The sequence below is a fragment of the Sphingomonas sp. YR710 genome, assembly GCF_900101455.1.
Classification (GTDB): Bacteria; Pseudomonadota; Alphaproteobacteria; order Sphingomonadales; family Sphingomonadaceae; genus Rhizorhabdus.
In genome coordinates this window covers 120,792-140,424 of record NZ_FMZJ01000011.1, presented here as the reverse complement: position 1 = coordinate 140,424, position 19,633 = coordinate 120,792, and the positions used below count along the sequence as shown (strand labels likewise).

The 19,633-nt window shown below is 64.3% G+C and carries 16 protein-coding genes; 6 read left to right on the top strand and 10 right to left on the bottom strand.

The features are described 5' to 3' along the window. Positions 1–22: 22 nt before the first annotated feature. The 4 genes from BLS13_RS14150 (at position 23) to BLS13_RS14135 (ending at position 6,476) form a co-directional block, all read left to right on the top strand. Entirely contained in the window at positions 23–412 is a 390-nt protein-coding gene (locus BLS13_RS14150) for a hypothetical protein (RefSeq protein ID WP_256325881.1), read from the top strand. 18 nt (positions 413–430) lie between these two features. Beyond that, positions 431–1,696 (top strand): efflux RND transporter periplasmic adaptor subunit, encoded by a 1,266-nt coding sequence (locus BLS13_RS14145; RefSeq protein WP_093453039.1) that lies wholly within the window; start codon positions 431–433, stop codon positions 1,694–1,696. A gap of 163 nt (positions 1,697–1,859) precedes the next feature. Further along, a complete protein-coding gene (locus BLS13_RS14140; protein WP_093453037.1) occupies positions 1,860–5,033 on the top strand; it encodes an efflux RND transporter permease subunit in 3,174 nt (1,057 codons plus the stop codon). Between the two features lie 12 nt (positions 5,034–5,045). Next, positions 5,046–6,476, top strand: a complete 1,431-nt coding sequence (locus tag BLS13_RS14135) for an efflux transporter outer membrane subunit (protein ID WP_093453035.1) — start codon at positions 5,046–5,048, stop codon at positions 6,474–6,476. 299 nt (positions 6,477–6,775) lie between these two features. On the opposite strand, the gene BLS13_RS14130 is transcribed toward BLS13_RS14135, so the two are convergent. From BLS13_RS14130 to BLS13_RS14115, 4 genes are all read right to left on the bottom strand, one after another. Further along, positions 6,776–7,036, bottom strand: coding sequence for a hypothetical protein (locus tag BLS13_RS14130; protein WP_143011963.1), 261 nt, complete (start codon positions 7,034–7,036; stop codon positions 6,776–6,778). Between the two features lie 115 nt (positions 7,037–7,151). Further along, positions 7,152–8,513 (bottom strand): ATP-binding protein, encoded by a 1,362-nt coding sequence (locus BLS13_RS14125; RefSeq protein ID WP_093453032.1) that lies wholly within the window; start codon positions 8,511–8,513, stop codon positions 7,152–7,154. Positions 8,514–8,640: 127 nt separating this feature from the next. Then, on the bottom strand, positions 8,641–9,363 hold the full coding sequence (locus BLS13_RS14120) for a response regulator (protein WP_093453030.1): 723 nt from the start codon (positions 9,361–9,363) through the stop codon (positions 8,641–8,643). Between the two features lie 83 nt (positions 9,364–9,446). Beyond that, the gene (locus tag BLS13_RS14115; RefSeq protein ID WP_093453028.1) at positions 9,447–9,878 is read right to left on the bottom strand and encodes an RcnB family protein; all 432 of its coding nucleotides are present in this window, start codon (positions 9,876–9,878) and stop codon (positions 9,447–9,449) included. Positions 9,879–10,236: 358 nt separating this feature from the next. Here BLS13_RS14115 and BLS13_RS14110 point away from each other — a divergent pair, with 358 nt between their 5' ends. Both BLS13_RS14110 and BLS13_RS14105 read left to right on the top strand, forming a co-directional pair. Next, entirely contained in the window at positions 10,237–10,995 is a 759-nt protein-coding gene (locus BLS13_RS14110; protein WP_093453026.1) for a class I SAM-dependent methyltransferase, read from the top strand. 69 nt (positions 10,996–11,064) lie between these two features. Beyond that, positions 11,065–11,433, top strand: a complete 369-nt coding sequence (locus BLS13_RS14105; protein WP_256325880.1) for a hypothetical protein — start codon at positions 11,065–11,067, stop codon at positions 11,431–11,433. Positions 11,434–11,580: 147 nt separating this feature from the next. Here BLS13_RS14105 and BLS13_RS14100 read toward each other — a convergent pair whose 3' ends face one another. From BLS13_RS14100 to pip, 6 genes are all read right to left on the bottom strand, one after another. After that, positions 11,581–13,182 carry an FMN-binding glutamate synthase family protein gene (locus tag BLS13_RS14100; protein WP_093453024.1) on the bottom strand — a complete coding sequence of 534 codons (1,602 nt, stop codon included), beginning with the start codon at positions 13,180–13,182 and terminating at the stop codon, positions 11,581–11,583. A gap of 112 nt (positions 13,183–13,294) precedes the next feature. Then, entirely contained in the window at positions 13,295–14,881 is a 1,587-nt protein-coding gene (nadB, locus tag BLS13_RS14095) for an L-aspartate oxidase (protein ID WP_093453022.1), read from the bottom strand. Between the two features lie 144 nt (positions 14,882–15,025). Beyond that, positions 15,026–15,961: an ABC transporter ATP-binding protein gene (locus BLS13_RS14090; protein WP_093453020.1), complete on the bottom strand. Its 936-nt coding sequence runs from the start codon at positions 15,959–15,961 to the stop codon at positions 15,026–15,028. An 84-nt stretch (positions 15,962–16,045) separates the two neighbouring features. Continuing rightward, entirely contained in the window at positions 16,046–16,699 is a 654-nt protein-coding gene (locus tag BLS13_RS14085; RefSeq protein WP_093453018.1) for an FABP family protein, read from the bottom strand. Positions 16,700–16,893: 194 nt separating this feature from the next. Further along, entirely contained in the window at positions 16,894–18,378 is a 1,485-nt protein-coding gene (locus BLS13_RS14080; RefSeq protein WP_143011962.1) for an MFS transporter, read from the bottom strand. A gap of 204 nt (positions 18,379–18,582) precedes the next feature. Beyond that, complete coding sequence (pip, locus tag BLS13_RS14075; RefSeq protein ID WP_093453014.1) at positions 18,583–19,554, bottom strand: prolyl aminopeptidase; 972 nt, start codon at positions 19,552–19,554, stop codon at positions 18,583–18,585. Positions 19,555–19,633: the final 79 nt, after the last annotated feature.

Here is a 19,633-nt window from a genome sequence, read left to right as displayed (position 1 = left end):
ATTTATAGCAGGGAGGCCGATCATGGCCTATATGTCATTCGCGCCTTGGGAAACCGCCGGGGCAATCACGCGGCCTGAAGCGACCGTCGAGGATGCCGCCAATTTCTCGCCACTCGAGCTGCGCGTCATCGCGCTCGGCGAGCGGAGCGATATCGCACATGAAGTCGCCGCGCAGTCCCGCACCGCCCGCTTGCTGGAACGGGTGTTCGGGATCAAGCCGACCCGCCCGCTTGCTAACCCACGGCTCGAGCATCTGCGGCGCTTCGCCTCGCTGGCCCGCTACCATCCCGACCGGCTCAGCGAAGACGAGATCGAAGCCCTGCTTTCGGCCGGCTTCACAACTGGCCAGACCTATGGCCTGCTTGGCTATTTTTCCGATCGCCAGCGCAGTGCGCCGCTGATCGCCGCTTGAAATTCAGGAAATACCACCATGCTTCATTCACCCATCGAGGTCGCGCCCGCAGCGCCCCCCCACTCCGCGCCCGTGCCGCCGCGACGGTGGACCCGCAAGGCTGCCTATGTCGCGCTCCCGCTACTGGCGGTCGCGGCGTTCGGACTGAAGAGCCTTGGCGCTCCTGACAAGGCCCATGCCGATACCCCGCCCACGCCATCCGTCACCGTCAGCGAACCGTTGGTCCGGCATATCGCCGAATGGGACGACTATGTCGGCCGGTTCCAGGCGAGCCAGGCAGTCGAGATCCGGCCGCGCGTTTCCGGCGCATTGCAGGCGATCCACTTCAAGGATGGCGACATCGTCCGCAAGGGCCAATTGCTGTTCACGATTGACCCGCGCCCGTTTCAGGCGGCGCTGGCCGAAGCGCGCGCGAAGCAGGCCAGCGCCGCGACGGCACTGGCCCTCGCCCGCAGCGAACTCGCGCGCGCCAATCGCCTCGTCGCCGATCAGGCCGTGAGCCAGGAGGAAGTGGACAGCCTGCGCGCGGCCGCCCGTTCGGCCGAGGCCGCGCTCGCCGCGGCAAAGGCACAGGTGCAGGCGCGTGCGCTCGACGTCGAATTCACGCAGGTGCGATCGCCGATCGCCGGGCGCATCTCCGATCGCAAGGTTGATATCGGCAATCTGGTCGCGGCAGAAGCGGCCGGGGGTGCCACGCTGCTCACGACGGTCAACGCGCTCGATCCGATCTACTTCGCGTTCGAGGGATCCGAAGCGCTCTACCTCAAGCAGTTGCGCGAAAATCAGGGACAGGCGCGGCAGGTGCAGATCCGCCTGCAGGACGAAGCCGGCTATAAATGGTCGGGCCGGATGGATTTCACCGACAATGCGCTCGATACCGGATCGGGCACGATGCGCGCCCGCGCGGTGGTGTCCAATCCCGGCTATTTCCTGAAGCCCGGCATGTTCGGCAATATGCGGCTCACCGCCGGCGCACCGCACGATGCCCTGCTGATCCCGGATGCGGCGGTGCAGGTCGATCAGACCCGCAAGGTCGTCTATGTCGTCGACAAGGACGGCGTGGTCGCCGCAAAGCCGGTGCAGATCGGCCCGCTGGTCAACGGGTTGCGCGTAATCCGGGGCGGCCTCGACCGCCACGACAAGGTGGTGATCCAGGGCGTCCAATATGCGCCGCCCGGCACGCCGGTGATGGCACGCAATGGCGCGATTGCCGAAGCGGGCCCGGCGCCGACGGTCGAGGCACAGGCCCCGGTCGCCAGCCAGGCGACGATCGCCACACGCTAGGGCGGGCCGCGATTCATAAGCGCTGATTTTGAACGAAAGATGCGTCCGACAAGAGACACCTAATTCCTCCCCGAGCTTGCTCGGGGAGGAACTGGTACCGCTACGGGAATGACGGCGGGTGCTGCGCGCCGTCCGCCGAATATTTGCGACGAGGAAAACCGTCATGCGTCTGAGCCATGTTTTTATCGCACGCCCGATCTTCGCGGGTGTGATCGCGGTGATCATCACTATCGTCGGCGCGCTGGCCTTTTTCGGGTTGCCCGTGTCGCAATATCCCGAAGTCGTGCCGCCCACCGTCACGGTCAGCGCCACCTATCCCGGCGCGTCGGCCGAAACCGTCGCCGACACGGTCGCCGCCCCGCTGGAGCAGGAGATCAACGGCGTCGACAACATGCTCTATCTGTCGAGCCAGTCGACCGGCAATGGCGGCCTCGTCATCACCGCGACCTTCAAGCTCGGCACCGATCTCGACAAGGCGCAGGTGCTCGTCCAGAACCGGGTCGCGATCGCCGAAGCGCGGCTGCCAGAAGAGGTGCGCCGGCAGGGGGTCGTCACCCGCAAGACTTCGCCTGACTTCCTGCTCGTCGCCAATCTGATCTCACCCGATCATTCGCTCGATCGCGGCTATATCTCGAACTATGCGTTGACCCAGATGCGCGATCGGCTGTCGCGGATCGATGGCGTCGGCGAGGTGCGGCTGTTCGGCGCGCGGGACTATTCGATGCGGATCTGGATCGATCCCGGCCGCGCCGCCGAACGCGGCCTGACCGCCGGCGAAATCGTCTCCGCGCTGCGTGCTGAAAACGTCCAGGTTGCCGCCGGTGCGGTCGGCCAGCCGCCGCAGACGACCGGACCCGCGTTCGAACTCAATGTCGAAACGCAGGGCCGGCTGACCCAGCCCGAACAGTTCGCCAATATCGTGATCAAGACCGATCTTCAGGGCCGGCTCACCCGGCTGTCCGACGTCGCCCGCGTCGAATTGGGCGCGCAGGATTATGGCATCAACATGTATCTGAGCGGCCAGGAGTCGCTGGGCATCGCGATCTTCCAGCGGCCCGGATCGAACGCACTCGCCTCGGCCGACGCGGTACTGAAGGAACTCTCGACGATGTCGAAGAGCTTCCCCAAGGGCCTCGAATATCGGGTGATCTACAACCCCACCCAGTTCATCAGCGAATCGATCACCGCCGTCCAGCACACCCTGCTCGAAGCGGTCGTGCTCGTCGTACTCGTGATCCTGCTGTTCCTGCAGAGCTGGCGCGCGGCGATCATCCCGGTGGTCGCGATCCCGGTCTCGCTGATCGGCACCTTCGCGGTGCTTGCCGCCTTCGGCTATTCGCTCAACAACCTGTCGCTGTTCGGGCTGGTGCTCGCGATCGGCATCGTCGTCGACGACGCGATCGTCGTGGTCGAAAATGTCGAGCGCAATCTGGAACATGGACTGAGCCCGGCCGAGGCCGCGTACCGATCTATGGACGAGGTTTCGACCGCGCTGGTGGCGATCGTGCTGGTGCTGTGCGCGGTGTTCATCCCGACCGTGTTCCTGACCGGCCTGACCGGCGAATTCTATCGCCAGTTCGCGGTGACCATCACCAGCGCAACGATCATCTCGCTGTTGCTGTCACTCACCTTGTCGCCCGCCCTAGCGGCCCTGCTGCTGCGCCCCAAGGACGATGAACTGCCGGCCAATGGCTGGCGGCGGATGGTCGCGATCGGCGGGCGCCGCTTCAACCAGGGCTTCGACCGGCTGAGTACCTTCTATGCGAGCACGACCCGCCGCCTGCTCGCGCGGCCGAAGCGGATGCTGTTCGGCTATGCCGGACTGATCGCACTTGCTGTCGCCGTGTTCGCGGCCACCCCCACCGGCTTCGTGCCGGCGCAGGATCAGGGCTATGCGCTCGCGGCGATCTTCACGCCGCCCGGCACCTCGCTGCCGCAGACCGATGCGATCCTGCGCAAGGAAGCAAAGGAGATGCTCAAGGTTCCTGGTGTCCAGGGTGCGGTGATGCTCGCTGGCTTCCATGGCCCCACCGGCACCAGCGCCCCCAACTCCGCCGCCGCGTTCATGGTGTTCGATCCGTTCGACGTCCGCGCCAAAAAGGGGCAGACCGAGGCGCAGATCATGGGCGAGCTACGCAAGATCGCCAGCCATTATGATCAGGCGCAGACCTTCGTGCTGCCGCCGCCGCTGATCCGCGGCATCGGCACCGGCGGCGGCTTCAAGCTGATGGTGCAGGATCGCTCGGGCCAAGGCTTCCCGGCGCTGACCGCCGCGGCCGGCCAGTTGATCGGCGAGGCCAACAGAAACCCGAACGTCGCCCGCGTCTATACCTTGTTCAACGACAAGACGCCGCGCATCTTTGCCGACATCGATCGCGCCAAGGCCGACATGCTGGGCGTGCCGCCGGCGCGCATCTTCGAGGCGCTGCAGGTCTATCTGGGATCGGCCTATGTCAACGACTTCAATCTGTTGGGTCGCACCTATCGGGTGACTGCGCAGGCCGACACGCAATATCGCAGCGATCCGGCCGACATCGCCCAGCTCAAGACCCGTTCGAACAGCGGCGCGATGGTGCCGGTGGGGGCGGTGGCCAACTTCAGCAACAAGACCGGGCCGTATCGGGTCGTGCGCTACAATCTCTACCCGTCGATCGAGGTCGAGGGCGAGACGGCGCCGGGTCATTCGTCGGGTCAGGCGCTGGCGGCGATGGATATGCTGGCCGCGAAACTCCCGGCGGGCTTCTCGGCCGAATGGACCGAGATCGCCTTCCAGCAGAAGGCGGCGGGCAGTGCGGCGCTGATCGTGTTCGCGGCGGCCGTGCTGTTCGTCTTCCTGGTGCTCGCCGCCCAGTTCGAAAGCCTGATGCTGCCATTGGCGATCATCCTGATCGTGCCGATGACGTTGCTCGCGGCGATGGCCGGCGTGAACCTGCGCGGCATGGACAATAATATCCTGACGCAGATCGGCCTCGTCGTGCTGATCGGCCTGGCTGCCAAGAACGCGATCCTGATCGTCGAATTCGCCCGGCAGGCCGAAGACGAAGGGCTGTCGCCGATCGAGGCCGCGGTCCGCGCAGCCCAGACCCGGCTGCGGCCGATCCTGATGACCTCATTCGCGTTCATCCTCGGCGTGGTGCCGTTGGTGATCGCGACCGGCCCCGGCGCCGAACTGCGCCAGGCACTCGGCACCGCGGTCTTCTCCGGCATGATCGGGGTGACCTTCTTCGGACTGGTCTTCACGCCGACCTTCTACGTCGCCGCCCGTTCGCTGTCGGGGCGCATCGCGCGCCTGCGCGACGGACCGGCATCGACGCCCGCACTCGTTCCCGCTGAATAAGGGAGACAGAAGATGATCCGCAAAGCCCTGCTCGGTTTCGCAAGCCTGCTGACGCTCGCCGCGTGCGGCGCCGCCGGCCCCGATTATGTCCGCCCGCAAACCGCGGCGAGCGCGGCCGCGCCCTTTATCGGTGGGCAATCGCCGGTGGTGACCGCCGAGGCACCGAACGACAATTGGTGGCAGCTCTACCAGGATCCGGTGCTCGACCGGCTCGTCGGCGATGCGCTCGCGGCGAACAAGGATCTGGCGGTGGCGCAGGCCAATCTCGCCAAGGCACGCGCCTCCTTGCGGCTCAGCCGGTCCGATCGGCTGCCGCAAACGCAATTGACGGCCAACCCGACCTATGGCCGCCTGCCGGAAAGCCAGCGCGCGCCGGGCGCCGACAAGCAGGCCTGGTCGATCGATGCGGGGCTGAGCATATCCTATGAGGTCGATCTGTTCGGCCGGGTCCGCCGCTCGGTCGAGGCCGCGCGTGGCGATGCCGATGCAGCCGCCGCCGCGCTGGATGTCGCGCGCGTCGGGGTCGCCGCCGAAACCGCGCGGGCTTATGCCGATGCGTCGGCGGCGGCCGAGCGGCTGACCGTCGCCCAGCATACGGTCGACCTGCTCGATCAGACCGTCACCTTGACGACCAAGCGCTTCGACGCGGGCCGGTCGACCAAGCTCGACGTATCCCGCTCGGCCGCGCTGCGCGATCAGCAGCGCGCCACCCTTCCCCCCTTGCGCGCAGACCGCGACGCAGCCCTGTTCCGTCTGGCGACCCTGACCGGACGGACCCCGGCCGACCTTCCCCCCGAGGTCGGCCAGCGCGCGACCACGCTTCGACTGGACCGCCCTATCCCGGTCGGCGATGGTCGCGCGCTACTGGCACGGCGCCCCGACGTGCGCGAGGCGGAGCGCACCTTGGCGGCGGAGACCGCGCGGGTCGGAGTCGCGATTGCCGATCTCTATCCGCGCATCACATTGGGCGGATCGATCGGATCGACCGGCACGTCGATCGCCGACATGTTCGGCGGCGGCCCATTCCGCTGGCTGTTCGGATCGCTGATCAGCTGGAACTTCCCCAACCAGGAGGCCGGCCGCGCCCGCATCGCCGGCGCCAACGCCTCGGCGCAGGCGGCACTCGCGACCTTCGACGGCACCGTTTTGCGCGCGTTGCAGGAGACCGAGACGGCCTTGTCGGCCTATCAACACGAGCTGGAACGGCGGCAAGCGCTGACGTCGGCGCGCGACGAGGCGCGGACGGCGGCGAACATCAGCCGCGCGCAACTGCGCGAAGGACGGACCGACTTTCTCGTCGTGCTCGATGCGGAGCGGACCTTGGCGAATACGGAGGCCGATCTGGCGGAGTCCGACGCGCGTGTGACGACGGCGCAGGTCGATCTGTTCCGGGCGCTCGGCGGCGGGTGGCAGACGCAGGGGGTAGAGGTGGCGGCGCGGTAATCGAGCCCTCGATTGTTGCTAATGGTTGTTTCGAGGTTTCAAAAATGGCCACTTGATCCGTGGCCGATCCACTTTCCGTAGCAATTTAGATGCGTGACCGACCGATATTCCAAGCAGATAGCCCACTTCTTCCGAGGAGATAGCGGGCCGCTATTTGAGAAGGTCTCCGACGGCCCACTGCAAGCTGTGCGCCATCGGAACCAGAAGGCGTGGCGGGTTGCTGCGCAATGCAGAGCCCCCATTGGCTTTGGCGGTTCGCCCGATTAGCCCAGCAAACTTACAAGAACCCGGAGGGGGAATCAGCTCCCCGAAGCAACAAACTCGGTCGCGGCGACAACGTTGTTGGGCTTCGGAGCGATACCATCGACCAGCATCAACGTATGACCGCCCACGCGCACCGAGCGCGCCTGGATATTGCCGATCATGTGAGGCCGCGCCATTGGATGATCCACGGTGTAGGATTGCGCATTGCCTGCATCACGCGTCAGTGCTGGCAATATTTGAGCGAATACGCCTGCTGGCATTACAACAAGCAAGGCCGCTGCCATTAATTTCTTCATTATCGGGCTCCTGATCGGCGTTTCCAATCTTCTTGAGACACCAACGAGGAACGACCGGTATAGTTCATGCTCAGTAAATATATAATATTATGGGCAAGATTTACCTATCGAGCATTTACGCGTTCTCGACAACGAACGGCAGGAATATTGCAGCCACCAACCCCATTGGCTCCGCTTGCGACAAGCGCAGCCGCCCGCCGTGGTTCTCGACGATACTCTGAGCAATGGCGAGGCCGAGCCCTGTTCCCCCCGTATCGCGATTGCGCGACGATTCGAGACGGTGGAAGGGCTGCAGCACCCGCTCCAAATCCTCCACCGCGATCCCCGGCCCGGCGTCCATCACCCGGATCTCGACACCGCCATCCACCGCCACCACATCAACCCGCGCCGAACCACCATAGCTCACCGCATTGTCGAGCAAATTGCGCAGCGCCCGCCGCAGCAGATTGGGCTGCACCTCCAGCACGTACCGTTCCGACGGTTCGAACGTCACCGGCCTGCCCAGCTCGACATAATCCTCGGTCACCGCCTCGGCGAGCGCGCTCACATCGATCCGCCGCAGCTCCTCGCGCGCCCGGCCCGAGCGGGCGAGGACGAGGATGTCTTCGAGCATCGCAGCCATCTCGCCGATCTTAACGATGGCAGCATCGCGCTCGTCCTCGGGCTCCATGCTTTCGATCCGGATGCGCAGCGACGCCAAAGGCGTGCGCAGATCATGGCCGATCGCGCCCAGCATATGATCCTTCTCGTCGATCAGCATGACGACACGGCGGTTCATAGCGTTGAACGCCTCGATCGCCAGTCGCAGGTCATCAGGGCCGCTCGGTTCGACGACGATCGGATCGGCACGGCCCTGGAAGCGTTCTGCGGCGCGGGTCAGGTCGCGCAGCGGCCTGGCGATCCGCAGTGTCAGCCACAGCGATGCACCCAGCACGATCAGATAGAGCAAAAGCGTTGCCGCACCGAGCCGCATGGTGAGCCAGGGATCGCGGCGTGGCGTCAATATGCGACCGGTCAGCCATTGGTGATCGGCACCCTGCACCGCGAGCCGCACCACCTGCATGTCCGATGGCGGGTTGCGACCGCGATCGCGCCCGAAATCGGCAGTGCCGCCGCCGATCGCCGCGCGCACCGCGCTCGCGGGCAAAGCCAGATCGGTGAGCGCGTCGTTCAGCTTCGCTTCGATCGCCGTATCGCGGTCGTTGGCGGCGACGCCGCTATCGGCCGCCAACGCGAAGCGCGCGCCGCGGTGCGAATTGTCGGCAATCAGATCCGCCCGAAACTCGGGTGCCGCTTGTGCGAGATCGGCCGCGACGCCGGCGAAACGGGTGATCGCCGGCCCCTCATTCTGGGCGAGGCTCAGCTTCTGACGCTCGTTGAGGATCAAAGCGAAATTGGCGATTTGCGCGATCAGCAGCGCCAATCCGACCAGCAGGGCCATCTGGCCCGCGAGGCTGTGCGGGAGGAAGCGCTTCATGAGATTCGGTCAGCGAGGAGGATAGGCCCCACCCCAACCCCTCCCCTAAAGGGGAGGGGCTTAAGATCGAAATACCCCTCCCCTTTAGGGGAGGGGTTGGGGTGGGGCCTATCCAAGTGCACCACGCTCATATCCGCCGCACATCCGCCGCGAGCATATAGCCGCCGCCCCACACCGTCTTGACCAGCTTGGGATCGGACGGATCGACCTCGACCTTGCGGCGCAGGCGGCTGATATGATTGTCGATGCTGCGTTCGAACGCCGCCAGTTCGCGGCCCTGGCTGAGATCGAGCAACTGATCGCGGGTCAGCACGCGCTTCGGATGGGTCACGAAGGCGTGGAGCAGATTATATTCGCCGGTCGACAGCGGCACCGCGACGCCATCGGCATCGACCAGTTCGCGCTCCCCCGTCCGCAGGATCCAGTTGGCAAAAGCAAAGCCCGCCGCATCGGGCGCATGGACCGGACTTGCCGGCCCGGCCGCAGTCCGGCGCAGCACCGCCTTGATCCGCGCGAGCAGTTCGCGCGGGGAAAAGGGCTTGGTCACATAGTCGTCGGCGCCGATTTCGAGCCCGAGGATGCGGTCCATCTCTTCCGACTTCGCCGTCAGCAGGATCACGGGGATCGTTGTCGTCGCCCGGATGAAGCCGGCCAGTGCCAGCCCGTCCTCGCCCGGCATCATGATATCAAGCAGCACCAGATCGATCGCGTGCACCGCCAGGATCGCCCGCGCCGCCGCCGCGCTTTCGGCCTTGGTGATCCTCACCCCATTCTTGCCGAGATAGGATGCCAGCGGATCGCGAATGTCGCGCTCGTCATCGACGATCAGGATATGGGGGTCGTCGGCCATGCTGTTTCCTAGGCGATTTCGGGTGACTGGCAAATGGCGGGCATGGCAAGGCCCCGAACCTTCGTCCGGGGCCTCGCATCTTGTCAGTGGATGCTGTTCACGAGCACCGTCGCGATCAGTCCGCTGGTCAGGCCGATCAGCACCGCATCATTGCCCGACTGGACCCAGCGATAGCCGCGCGGTGCAGCGTGCAGGCGATACTGGCCGGGATTGTAGATCACCCGGTAGTTCGGCGCATAGCGATAGTCGAAGCGTTCGCCGCGCGCCCAGTTGCGATGCTGGACCTGATGGCCATAGGCGCCGCGATAATCGCGCCGATCGGAATTGCCGCGCTCGTTGCGGTGGTCGTCATGGCGCTGGTCGATCTGACCGCGATCGTTGCGGTCACCACGACCGCCCTGATCGCCACGATTCTGTTCGTAACGGCCATTGTCGTTCTGGCCCTGATTGGGGGCTGCCAGCACCGGGGTGGCGACAACCGTTGCGGCGAGCGTCGCGATGATGAACTTCTTCATTTTAGATCTCCTTGGTCAGCGCCGTTTCTGGCGTTGATGGGAAGATGGAGCCTGGCTGTCGCTTATGTTTGTCGATGGAGGCGGGAAATTGTCGCAAATTGTATCGGAAATTCCCGTCCCCCATTCGTCATCCCCGCGAAAAGTGGGGACCCATGGAGGGCGGCACCGCCAGCTTCATTCGCCCCGTAACCGTGGGTCGCCGCTTTTCGCGGGGATGACGGTGGGGTTGAAAGTCGCCCGCGTAAAGCTCAGCACCAGATCATTTCTTTCGACGAACGGCACGCGAACTTCGACCAGCGACACTATTCGTGTAAACAGCGCCCGGTTAGCTTCGGCGTTTCGCTATAAAGGAAAGCACATGCGCTACCTGTTGGTGCCAGCCCTCACCGCCTTGCTTGCCCTCTCCTCTACCGCATTCGCCGCGGTCTCGCCCGACATCCTGCAATCGCAAGGCCGATCCGATGCCGCGCATGCCGCCGATGCCGGCCGGCGGCCGATCGAGCTACTCAATTTCTACGACGTGAAGCCCGGCGAGCGCGTGCTCGATCTGATGGCCGGCGGCGGCTATTATTCCGAGCTGATCGGCAAGGCCGTCGGCCCCAAGGGCAGCGTGATCGCGTTTGATCTGCCGATCGGCGAGGATGGCAGCGCCACCAAGGAGCGCGAATCCTGGAAGAAATTGCAGGAACGCAATCCTAACGTCCATTTCGTGGGAGGGGACATCGCGCATCCCGCCTTCGCCCCGGCGAGCTTCGACTTCGCCTTGCTCCACCTGATCTATCACGACCTCTATTGGGAGAGCGCTCAATATCATTATCCGCATTGCGACCCGGACGAGGTGCTCAAACGGCTTTATGCGGCGATGAAGCCGGGCGCGATCGTCGGTGTCGTCGATCATGTCGCCGAACCGAACGCCGATACCCGCGCGGCCGTCGAAAAGCTGCATCGCATCGACCCGACCGTCGTGAAAGCCGACTTCAAGCGCGCGGGATTCGAACTGGTTGGGGAATCGCCGTTGCTGATGACCGGGCAGGACGATCATAGCAAATTGGTGTTCGATGCCGCAGTGCGCGGCAAGACCGACCGCTTCGTCTTCAAGTTCCGCAAGCCGAAATAGCCCCGCCGCCCTCGCCTGCATAGGCGAGGGCATTGCCACCGGCCGCGCATATCGATAAGGCGCGCTGCAATGCAACAGCCTCGTAAAACCCTCAGCGCCCGTCTCGCGCGCACCGAAGACCTGACCGGCCCGCTTGCCGACTTGCCGCCGATGATCGTGGAAGCGATCACGCGCAAGATCTGCATCGCCGTGGTCTACAACAAGACGCCAATGACGCTCGCCCCCCAGATCGCCTACACCAAGCATGACGATCTGTTCATCGACGCGGTCGTCATCGAACGCGAAGGTAAGCCACCGAAGGAGGTTAAACTCAGCACCTTCAAGCTGGCCGGCCTCTCCGGCATCTCGCTGACGCCGCAATCCTTTACCGCGAACACCGTGTTCGATCCGGCCAATCCGAAATATGAAGGGCCCACGCTGAGCGTCGGCAAGGCTTGATGTAGTTCAATTCCTCCCCGAGATTGCTCGGGGAGGTGGCAGCGCGAAGCGCTGACGGAGGGGTACGCGGGACGGTTCCGCCGGCCCCACCACCACCCGCTACGCGGGCGGCCCCCCTCCCCTAGCAAGCTCGGGGAGGAATTTCGTTCAATCCCCGAACGTCTCGGCCCGCGCCATGTCCCAATTGCGCTGGTAAAAGGCGTTATCCGTCTCGCCGGTCAGCAGTTCGCCCGGCTTCAGGAAAACATGGAGATCCGCAAACAGCCGAACCTCGGTCGCGCTGACGCGCCGCACGAGGTGGTGCGGGCCAAGGTCCGACGGATGGCGCAAGCCCGCCGCCGCCAGCATGTCGGACAAAGCCCGCAACGTGTTCGCATGGAAATTGCGGACGCGATCCGCCTTGTCAGGCACCACCAGAGCGCGCTGCCGCCTTTGGTCCTGCGTCGCCACACCGGTCGGGCAGCGATTGGTGTTGCACGACAGGGACTGGACACAACCGATCGCGAACATGAAGCCGCGCGCGGCATTCGCCCAGTCGGCGCCGATTGCGAGCACGCTGGCGATATCGAAGGCGCTGACGATCCGGCCGGCCGCGCCGATCCTGATCCGGTCGCGCAAATTGGTGCCGGTCAGCACATTATGGACAAACAATAGCCCCTCGCGCATCGGCACGCCGATATGGTCGCTGAATTCGACGGGAGCCGCGCCGGTCCCGCCCTCGGCCCCGTCGACGACGATGAAATCGGGATAGATGCCGGTCGCCAGCATCGCCTTGACGATCCCCATGAATTCCCAAGGATGGCCGAGGCAGAGCTTGAAGCCCACCGGCTTGCCACCCGAAAGCGCGCGCAACTGCGCGATGAACGCCATCATTTCGAGCGGCGTGGAAAAGGCGCTGTGCGTCGCGGGCGATACGCAGTCACGGCCCATCGGCACGCCGCGCGTCTCCGAAATCTCGCGAGTCACCTTGGCCGCAGGCAATATTCCGCCATGGCCCGGCTTGGCGCCCTGGCTCATCTTGATCTCGATCATCTTGACCTGCGGGCTGATCGCCTGCGCGGCGAAGCGGGCCGGATCGAAATGACCATCCTCGTCGCGGCAGCCGAAATAGCCGCTGGCGATCTCCCACACGATGTCGCCGCCAAATTCGCGGTGGTGCGGGCTGATGCTGCCTTCGCCGGTATCATGGCTGAAACCGCCCATCTCCGCACCCTTGTTGAGCGCGCGGATCGCGTTGGCGGACAATGAGCCGAAGCTCATCGCCGAAATGTTGAACACCGACGACGAATAAGGCTGGCTGCACTGATCGCCGCCGATCGTGATGCGGAAGGTCGTCGGATCGCTAGCCGTGACCGGGCGGGTCGAATGGCCGATGAATTCGTAACCCTCGCGATAGACGTCGAGCAATGTCCCGAACGGATGCTCGCCCGATTCGCCCTTGGCACGGCGATAGACGAGCGACCGCTGCGACCGCGAAAACGGCGCCGCCTCCTCATCCGCCTCGAACAGATATTGGCGAAGCTCGGGCCGTACCAGCTCGGCAAACCAGCGGATATGGCCGATGATCGGATAGTTGCGCTGGATCGAATGATGGACCTGCGCCAGATCGCGAACGCCCACCATCGTGAGGAGCAACGCGATCAGCGCGGGCACCCAAAGCCAGTGGTGGAAGGGGAACAGTGCGACCGCCACCAAAGTGATCAACGCACACAAATATAACGTCGAGAAACGGCTCACATGGACGGGCATGTTGCGATCTTCTCCGCTGGCGGCCGGACGCAAAACCCGGCCTCATCGCCCGCGTTGGACGCCATGCCGGCGCTTCGGTCAATCCCCCACGACGCCAGCGATCGCCCGATCCTTATGGCACCAAAATGGTGTCGACCGCCTCATCGAGCATGTCGGGATAGTCGATCGTATAATGCAGCCCGCGGCTTTCCTTGCGATGGAGCGCCGAACGCACGATCAGATCGGCGACATCGACCAGATTGCGCAGCTCGATCAGGTCCGGCGTTACGCGGAAATTGCCATAATAATCGGCGACCTCCTGCCGGAGCAGGGCCACACGGTGCTGCGCACGTTCGAGCCGCTTGGTAGTGCGGACGATACCGACATAGTCCCACATGAAGCGGCGGATCTCGCGCCAGTTGTGCTGGACGATCACCTCTTCGTCCGAATCGGTGACCCGGCTTTCGTCCCAGGGCCGAATTGCCGGCGGCGTCGGCATTTCGTCGAAGTGGCGCTTGATATGTTCCGCCGCCGCATCGCCGAACACGAAACATTCGAGTAGCGAATTGGAGGCGAGGCGGTTCGCACCGTGGAGGCCCGACTGGGTGACCTCTCCCGCCGCATAGAGCCCCGGCAGGTCGGTCCGGCCCTTCATGTCGATCAGCACGCCGCCGCATGTGTAATGGGCCGCAGGCACGATCGGGATCGGCTCCTTGGTGATGTCGATGCCGATCGCCAGCAGCCGGGCATGGATCGTCGGAAAATGCGCCTCGATGAATTCGGCCGGCTTGTGGCTGATATCGAGGTGAACATAATCGAGGCCCAGCCGCTTGATCTCATGATCGATCGCCCGCGCGACGATGTCGCGCGGCGCGAGTTCGGCGCGCTTGTCGAAGCGGGGCATGAAGCGACGCCCGTTGGTCGGCAGCTTGAGCAGGCCGCCCTCGCCGCGCATCGCTTCGGTGATCAGGAAATTCTTGACCTCGGTGTTGAACAGGCAGGTCGGATGGAACTGGTTGAATTCCATGTTCGATACCCGACAGCCGGCGCGCCACGCCATCGCGATGCCATCGCCGGTCGATCCGCGCGGGCTGGTCGAAAACAGATAGGCGCGGCTCGCGCCGCCGGTGGCGAGAATCGTCGCACGGCCGGTGAACGTCTCGATCGTGCCCGTCGCCCGATCGACCGCATAGACACCCCAGACATGGCCATCGCCCGAATAACGCGCGCAATGCTTGCCGGTGATCAGGTCGATCGCCGCCCGATCCGGAAAAAGGCTGATGTTGGGGTGAGCCACCGCCGCCTGCTCGAGCGCGCGCTGCACCGCCTGGCCGGTCGCATCGTCGACATGGACGATCCGCCTGTGGCTGTGCCCGCCCTCGCGCGTCAGGTGCCAGCGCTCGTCACCGCCGGGATTGAAGGGCACGCCCAGCGCCGCCAGCTTCTCGATCGCCTTCGGCGCGTTTTCAACGACGAATTCCACGGTCGCGCGATTGTTCAGGCCGGCGCCGGCGACCATCGTGTCTTCGATATGCGATTCGAACGTATCGCCTTCCTCGAGCACCGCCGCGATTCCGCCTTGTGCCCAGGCGGTCGATCCATCCGAGATTCCGGCCTTGGCGAGTACGGCGACCTTGTAGCGATCGGCGAGGTTCAGCGCCGCGGTAAGCCCCGCGGCGCCGGAACCGATCACGACAATGTCGAAGCTGTATTCAGCCATTCCCACTCACTCTCCAAACCGTCATTATAACTCTCTGTCGTCATGCTGGTCAGCCGACTGCTCCGCTGTCCAGTATTCACTGCGCCACAAGTAAGCCTGTAGGCGTTGAAGAGTGGAAATTGAAACAGGAATGATGTTTTGATCTTATGCCGTCGCCCGACCATCATTAGCCCGCGTAAGACTCAGGAACACATCTTCCAGATCAGCCTCGCGGGTCGACACATCGACGATTCCCAGCCCGTCGCGCGTCACTGCCGCCAGCACCTCGCCGGCATTCACCTTGTCCTTCGAATAGGTGATCAGGATCGTGCGGGGCCCGGTCAGTTCAACCTTGTCGAAGCAGGTCGCCTGCGGTGCGGCTTCCAGGTCGCGATCGACAATCACCTCGACCGCCTTTTCATGCGCCTTATTGACGAGCTCTCGGGTGGGCTCATTGGCGATCACCTTGCCATGGTTGATGATCGCGATGCGATCGCACAGTTCCTCGGCTTCCTCGAGATAGTGCGTGGTCAGCACGACCGTCACCCCGGCTGCGTTGAGTTCGCGGACATAGGCCCATAATTGCTGACGCAATTCGACGTCGACACCGGCCGTGGGCTCGTCGAGCACCAGCACCGCCGGGCTGTGCACCATCGCCTTGGCAACGAGCAGCCGGCGCTTCATGCCGCCCGACAGCGAGCGCGCATAGGCATCGGCCTTGTCCATCAGATGCACCGCGCGCAGCAATTCCTCGGTCCGGCGCCGCCCCTTGGGGACGCCATAGAAGCCGGCCTGATTTTCCAGCGTCTCGCGCGGCGTGAAGAAGGGATCGAACACGATCTCCTGCGGCACGATCCCAATCGACGCCTTGGCGTTGCGCGGATCCTTGTCGATATCGAAGCCCCAGATCACCATCTTGCCGGCGGTCTTGTTGACGAGGCCCGCCATGATGTTGATCATCGTCGACTTGCCCGCACCATTCGGCCCGAGCAGACCGAAGATCTGGCCCTGCGGAATTTCGAGATCGACGTCGAAAAGGGCCTGTTTGCCGCCCTTGTAGATTTTCGAGAGGCCGGAAATGCTGATGGCTGCGTCGCTCATGGTCCTGCGGCATAGCGGGTGCCGGCCGGCGTGCAAAGGGCGATCCTGCGCGCGCCGGCCGACGCCAAAGGGGGAGGCAACGGCTCAGTTCGCGCCGGATGCCGCCACAATCTGCGCGAGCGGATTCGGCTCCGGCTCGGCGACCTTGAACAAGGTGTTGCGATCGCGGTGCAGGAACGGCTCCGCCTGACCGCGCACCATCAAGGTGACGTCGGAGACATAGCTCCACGAACCATCGTCGTTGAATATGACCTCGATCCGATAGCTATCGGTGCGAAACGCCTGTTCGAGGAAGGTGGTCGAACATATGCCATATTCGGTCTGGCCGCGTTCCGCCGTCAGCACCAGCGATCGCGCATCGGCATCGGCATGGCCGGCGGCGATCGCCACCTGGCCCCGCGGGATGGCGATCGTCTGCAGGACCAGCCCGGTCGCCGGCTCCCACAGCCAATAGCCGACCTGATCGTGGAAGGTTGCGTCTTCCTCGCGCGTGTTGACATGAACATGGTAGCGCAGCCCGTAGAGCAGTTGCGGCCCATTCGCTTGCGGATCGATCGGGTGGAACTCGATCCGCTCGAAATATTCGCGCTGTTCCGGCCCATCCGCCTTCGGATTGATATCGACCCCGCGCTGGCCTTCCCAGACCCCGGCCAGGCGCCGCAGCGGACCGAGATTGGACAAGGCATCGGGATCGACATCCTCGGGTTCGGTGAAAATATCATCCGGAAAATCGCTCACGCTTTTATCTCCCTATGTCCGCCTTTGGCCGATCGTTTCGGGATAGCCATGTTGCGCGGGATGGGAAATAGCGGAACCGCGCCGACACAGGCCAATCGGGTGAATCGCGGGGAAAGCGATGGGCTGCGGCCGACTCCTCTCCCTGGCGGGTGAGGATCAGAAAGGATCGGACCTGCCGCGCGCGATATATCCGATTAGGCCACTGTGAGTTCGGTGGCGACTGCCTCGTCCGTTGCCGGGCCGCGGGCCGCCGCCCGCCAGGCCAGGAGGCAGCACAGCAAGGCGAACATGCTCAGCGCGCAAGAGATCAGCGGCGGCACGCTTCCCTCGCCGACTCCCATCGCGAGCAGCGCGGCAGAGAGTGTGGCACCTACCGTCTGGCCGGCCAGACGGGAGGTCTGGCTCAGACCGCCAGCGGCAGCGGCGCGCGGTCGCGGGGCGGAAAGAACGATAAACCGCGAGGTCGGTGAGTTGAATATACCGATGCCGATCGATGCGAGCATCATCCTCCAGACAAAATCGAATTGCGACGGATCGGGTGGGAGGAAGGCGAGCAGCATCGTACCGATTGCCGTAATCGCCAAGCCGACGGCGCCGAGAATGCCTGCGCTGATACGGTCCGAAAGCGATCCGGAGACGAGCGCCGCGACCGCCATGGCAAACGGCCAGGCGGCAAGCACGATGCCGACATCGAGCGGCGAGTAGTGATACTGATGCTGAAGCCGGAACGGCAGGGTGACGAGCACCACCATGCTAACCACCGCGGAAGCAAACCATGCCAGCGTTGTCAGCGCCACCGGCCGGTATTTCAGGATGTCGACCGGGAATACCGGCTTCGCCTGCCGGCTCTCCCGGCGGATGAAGAATGTGCCGATCACAACACCGATCGCGACCAGCCCGGCGGCGGCAACTCGCGAACCCCCGTGAACAGCGCTCTCAAGCCCGACCACAGTGGTGCCGAACGTGAGCGCGCAAAGCCCCGCGGCCACAAAGTCATAAGGTTCGCTGTGTCCATGGGGGTCGGGCAGAGCCCGTCGCCCGAAGGCGAGCGAGAGCAGGCTGATCGGCAAACCGACCATGAACAGCCAGCGCCAGTCCATGTAGGTCAGCAAGATGCCGCCCAAGCCCGGCGCCAATGAGGCTGAGATCGTGCCGAGCGCGCCGTTGAACGCGATGCCGCGACCGAGCGTGGCCTGCGGATAGATCGACCGCACAATCGCCGATGCGACGCTGAACGTCGCCGCTGCACCGAGCGCCTGACACGTGCGTACTGCGATCAAGGCAGGCAGCGAATCGGCGACAAAAAACAGCAACGTTGCGCCGGCATATGCGACCAAACCCATCCTATAGAGCGGGCGCAAACCGATCCGTTCTCCAAGCGCGGAGAAGGGCAGAACCGCCATGATCATCACGAGTTGATAGACGGTGACGAGCAGGACGACCGAAGACGGCGGGGCATGAAGTTCCCGTGAAAGCGTCGGCAGCGCCACGTTGAGCATGCCCGAATCGAGGCATGAGGCAAGCGTGCCCAGCGAGACCGATATGATCGCGAACCATCGGCGCGGCGTAGGCAGTCCGTCCGCCTGAAAGTCCGCCGCTTTGCCCTCGCCCCGCGCCATATCGTTGTCATCCCCAGTATATTCGCTGTCATGGTGGCAGACGGCTGACAGGCCAGTCAACGCAGGTACGCGTTATCGCGGAGCGGGAACTAATCCTCGCAGGAATGATCGACGGACGCGCGACATGTTGGCTCGCGCGAACAACGCCGCCGTTCGCGGCCAAAAATCACCCTGTTGAAAGCCGCCTTAAAAGCGCCGTTGGTGCATGCCGGATCTTCCTGAAACTGCCCGATCTGCCGCATTGGGACGGATCGGGCTGGACGTTCACGCGGACGCGGCAAAACGGTCGGTCGCCCTGATCAGCTGATCGAGGATGCCCGGCTCCGAATAAGCGTGGCCGGCGCCCTCGATCAGGTGGAAGTCCGCATCGGGCCAGGCCTTGTGCAGCGCCCACGCATAACGCGCGGGGCACGGCATGTCGTAGCGGCCATGCACGATCGTACCGGGAATGCCGCGCAGGCGGCCCGCATTGCGCAGCAGCTGCTCGGGTTCGAGCCAGCAGTCATGGACGAAATAGTGATTTTCGATCCGCGCGAAGGCGAGCGCGAAATGATCGTCGCCATGCGCGGTGGTCAGCCCCGGACTGGGTAGCAGCGTGATCGTCTCGCCTTCCCACAGGCTCCATGCCTTGGCGGCTTCTATCTGCGTATTCCGATCGTCACCGGTCAGCAATTTGCGATAGGCGGCCATCATCGCGCCGCGTTCGGCCTCAGGGATCGGCGCCTGGAACGCTTCATATTTGTCGGGAAACATCTCCGACACGCCGAACTGATAATACCAGTCGAGTTCGGGCCGCGTCGCCGTATAGACGCCGCGCAGGATCAGCGCGCTGACCCGCTCGGGATGGGTTTCGGCATAAGCGAGGCCCAGCGTCGATCCCCAGGAGCCGCCGAACACCAGCCATTTTTCAACGCCCATGATCTGCCGCAACCGCTCGATATCGGCCACGAGGTGCCAGGTGGTGTTCGCCTCCAGCCCGGCATGCGGCGTCGATCGCCCGCAGCCGCGCTGATCGAACAGCATCACGTCATAGAGCGCCGGATCGAACAGGCGGCGATGTTCGGGCGCAATGCCGCCGCCGGGTCCGCCATGCAGGAAGATCGCGGGCTTCGCGCCGGCCGTGCCCGCACGTTCATAATAGATGCTGTGGCCGTCGCCGACATCGAGCATCGCCGAGGCATAAGGTTCGATCGGGGGGTAGAGTGTGCGCAATGCGCCCGCCTCCGTTTGCGGCATGTGGTCCTCCGTCGTCACCTGTGCAGGCGCTGCATTTTCAACTGCAATGATATCCGTTCGGCTGCCGCGATCCTACGGA

Excerpts from the sequence above, each read along its gene's own strand:
- BLS13_RS14150 (WP_256325881.1), top strand. The coding sequence starts at position 23 with ATGGCCTATATGTCATTCGCGCCTTGGGAAACCGCCGGGGCAATCACG.
- BLS13_RS14145 (WP_093453039.1), top strand. The coding sequence starts at position 431 with ATGCTTCATTCACCCATCGAGGTCGCGCCCGCAGCGCCCCCCCACTCC.
- BLS13_RS14140 (WP_093453037.1), top strand. The coding sequence starts at position 1,860 with ATGCGTCTGAGCCATGTTTTTATCGCACGCCCGATCTTCGCGGGTGTG.
- BLS13_RS14135 (WP_093453035.1), top strand. The coding sequence starts at position 5,046 with ATGATCCGCAAAGCCCTGCTCGGTTTCGCAAGCCTGCTGACGCTCGCC.
- BLS13_RS14130 (WP_143011963.1), bottom strand. The coding sequence starts at position 7,036 with ATGAAGAAATTAATGGCAGCGGCCTTGCTTGTTGTAATGCCAGCAGGC.
- BLS13_RS14125 (WP_093453032.1), bottom strand. The coding sequence starts at position 8,513 with ATGAAGCGCTTCCTCCCGCACAGCCTCGCGGGCCAGATGGCCCTGCTG.
- BLS13_RS14120 (WP_093453030.1), bottom strand. The coding sequence starts at position 9,363 with ATGGCCGACGACCCCCATATCCTGATCGTCGATGACGAGCGCGACATT.
- BLS13_RS14115 (WP_093453028.1), bottom strand. The coding sequence starts at position 9,878 with ATGAAGAAGTTCATCATCGCGACGCTCGCCGCAACGGTTGTCGCCACC.
- BLS13_RS14110 (WP_093453026.1), top strand. The coding sequence starts at position 10,237 with ATGCGCTACCTGTTGGTGCCAGCCCTCACCGCCTTGCTTGCCCTCTCC.
- BLS13_RS14105 (WP_256325880.1), top strand. The coding sequence starts at position 11,065 with ATGCAACAGCCTCGTAAAACCCTCAGCGCCCGTCTCGCGCGCACCGAA.
- BLS13_RS14100 (WP_093453024.1), bottom strand. The coding sequence starts at position 13,182 with ATGCCCGTCCATGTGAGCCGTTTCTCGACGTTATATTTGTGTGCGTTG.
- nadB (WP_093453022.1), bottom strand. The coding sequence starts at position 14,881 with ATGGCTGAATACAGCTTCGACATTGTCGTGATCGGTTCCGGCGCCGCG.
- BLS13_RS14090 (WP_093453020.1), bottom strand. The coding sequence starts at position 15,961 with ATGAGCGACGCAGCCATCAGCATTTCCGGCCTCTCGAAAATCTACAAG.
- pip (WP_093453014.1), bottom strand. The coding sequence starts at position 19,554 with ATGCCGCAAACGGAGGCGGGCGCATTGCGCACACTCTACCCCCCGATC.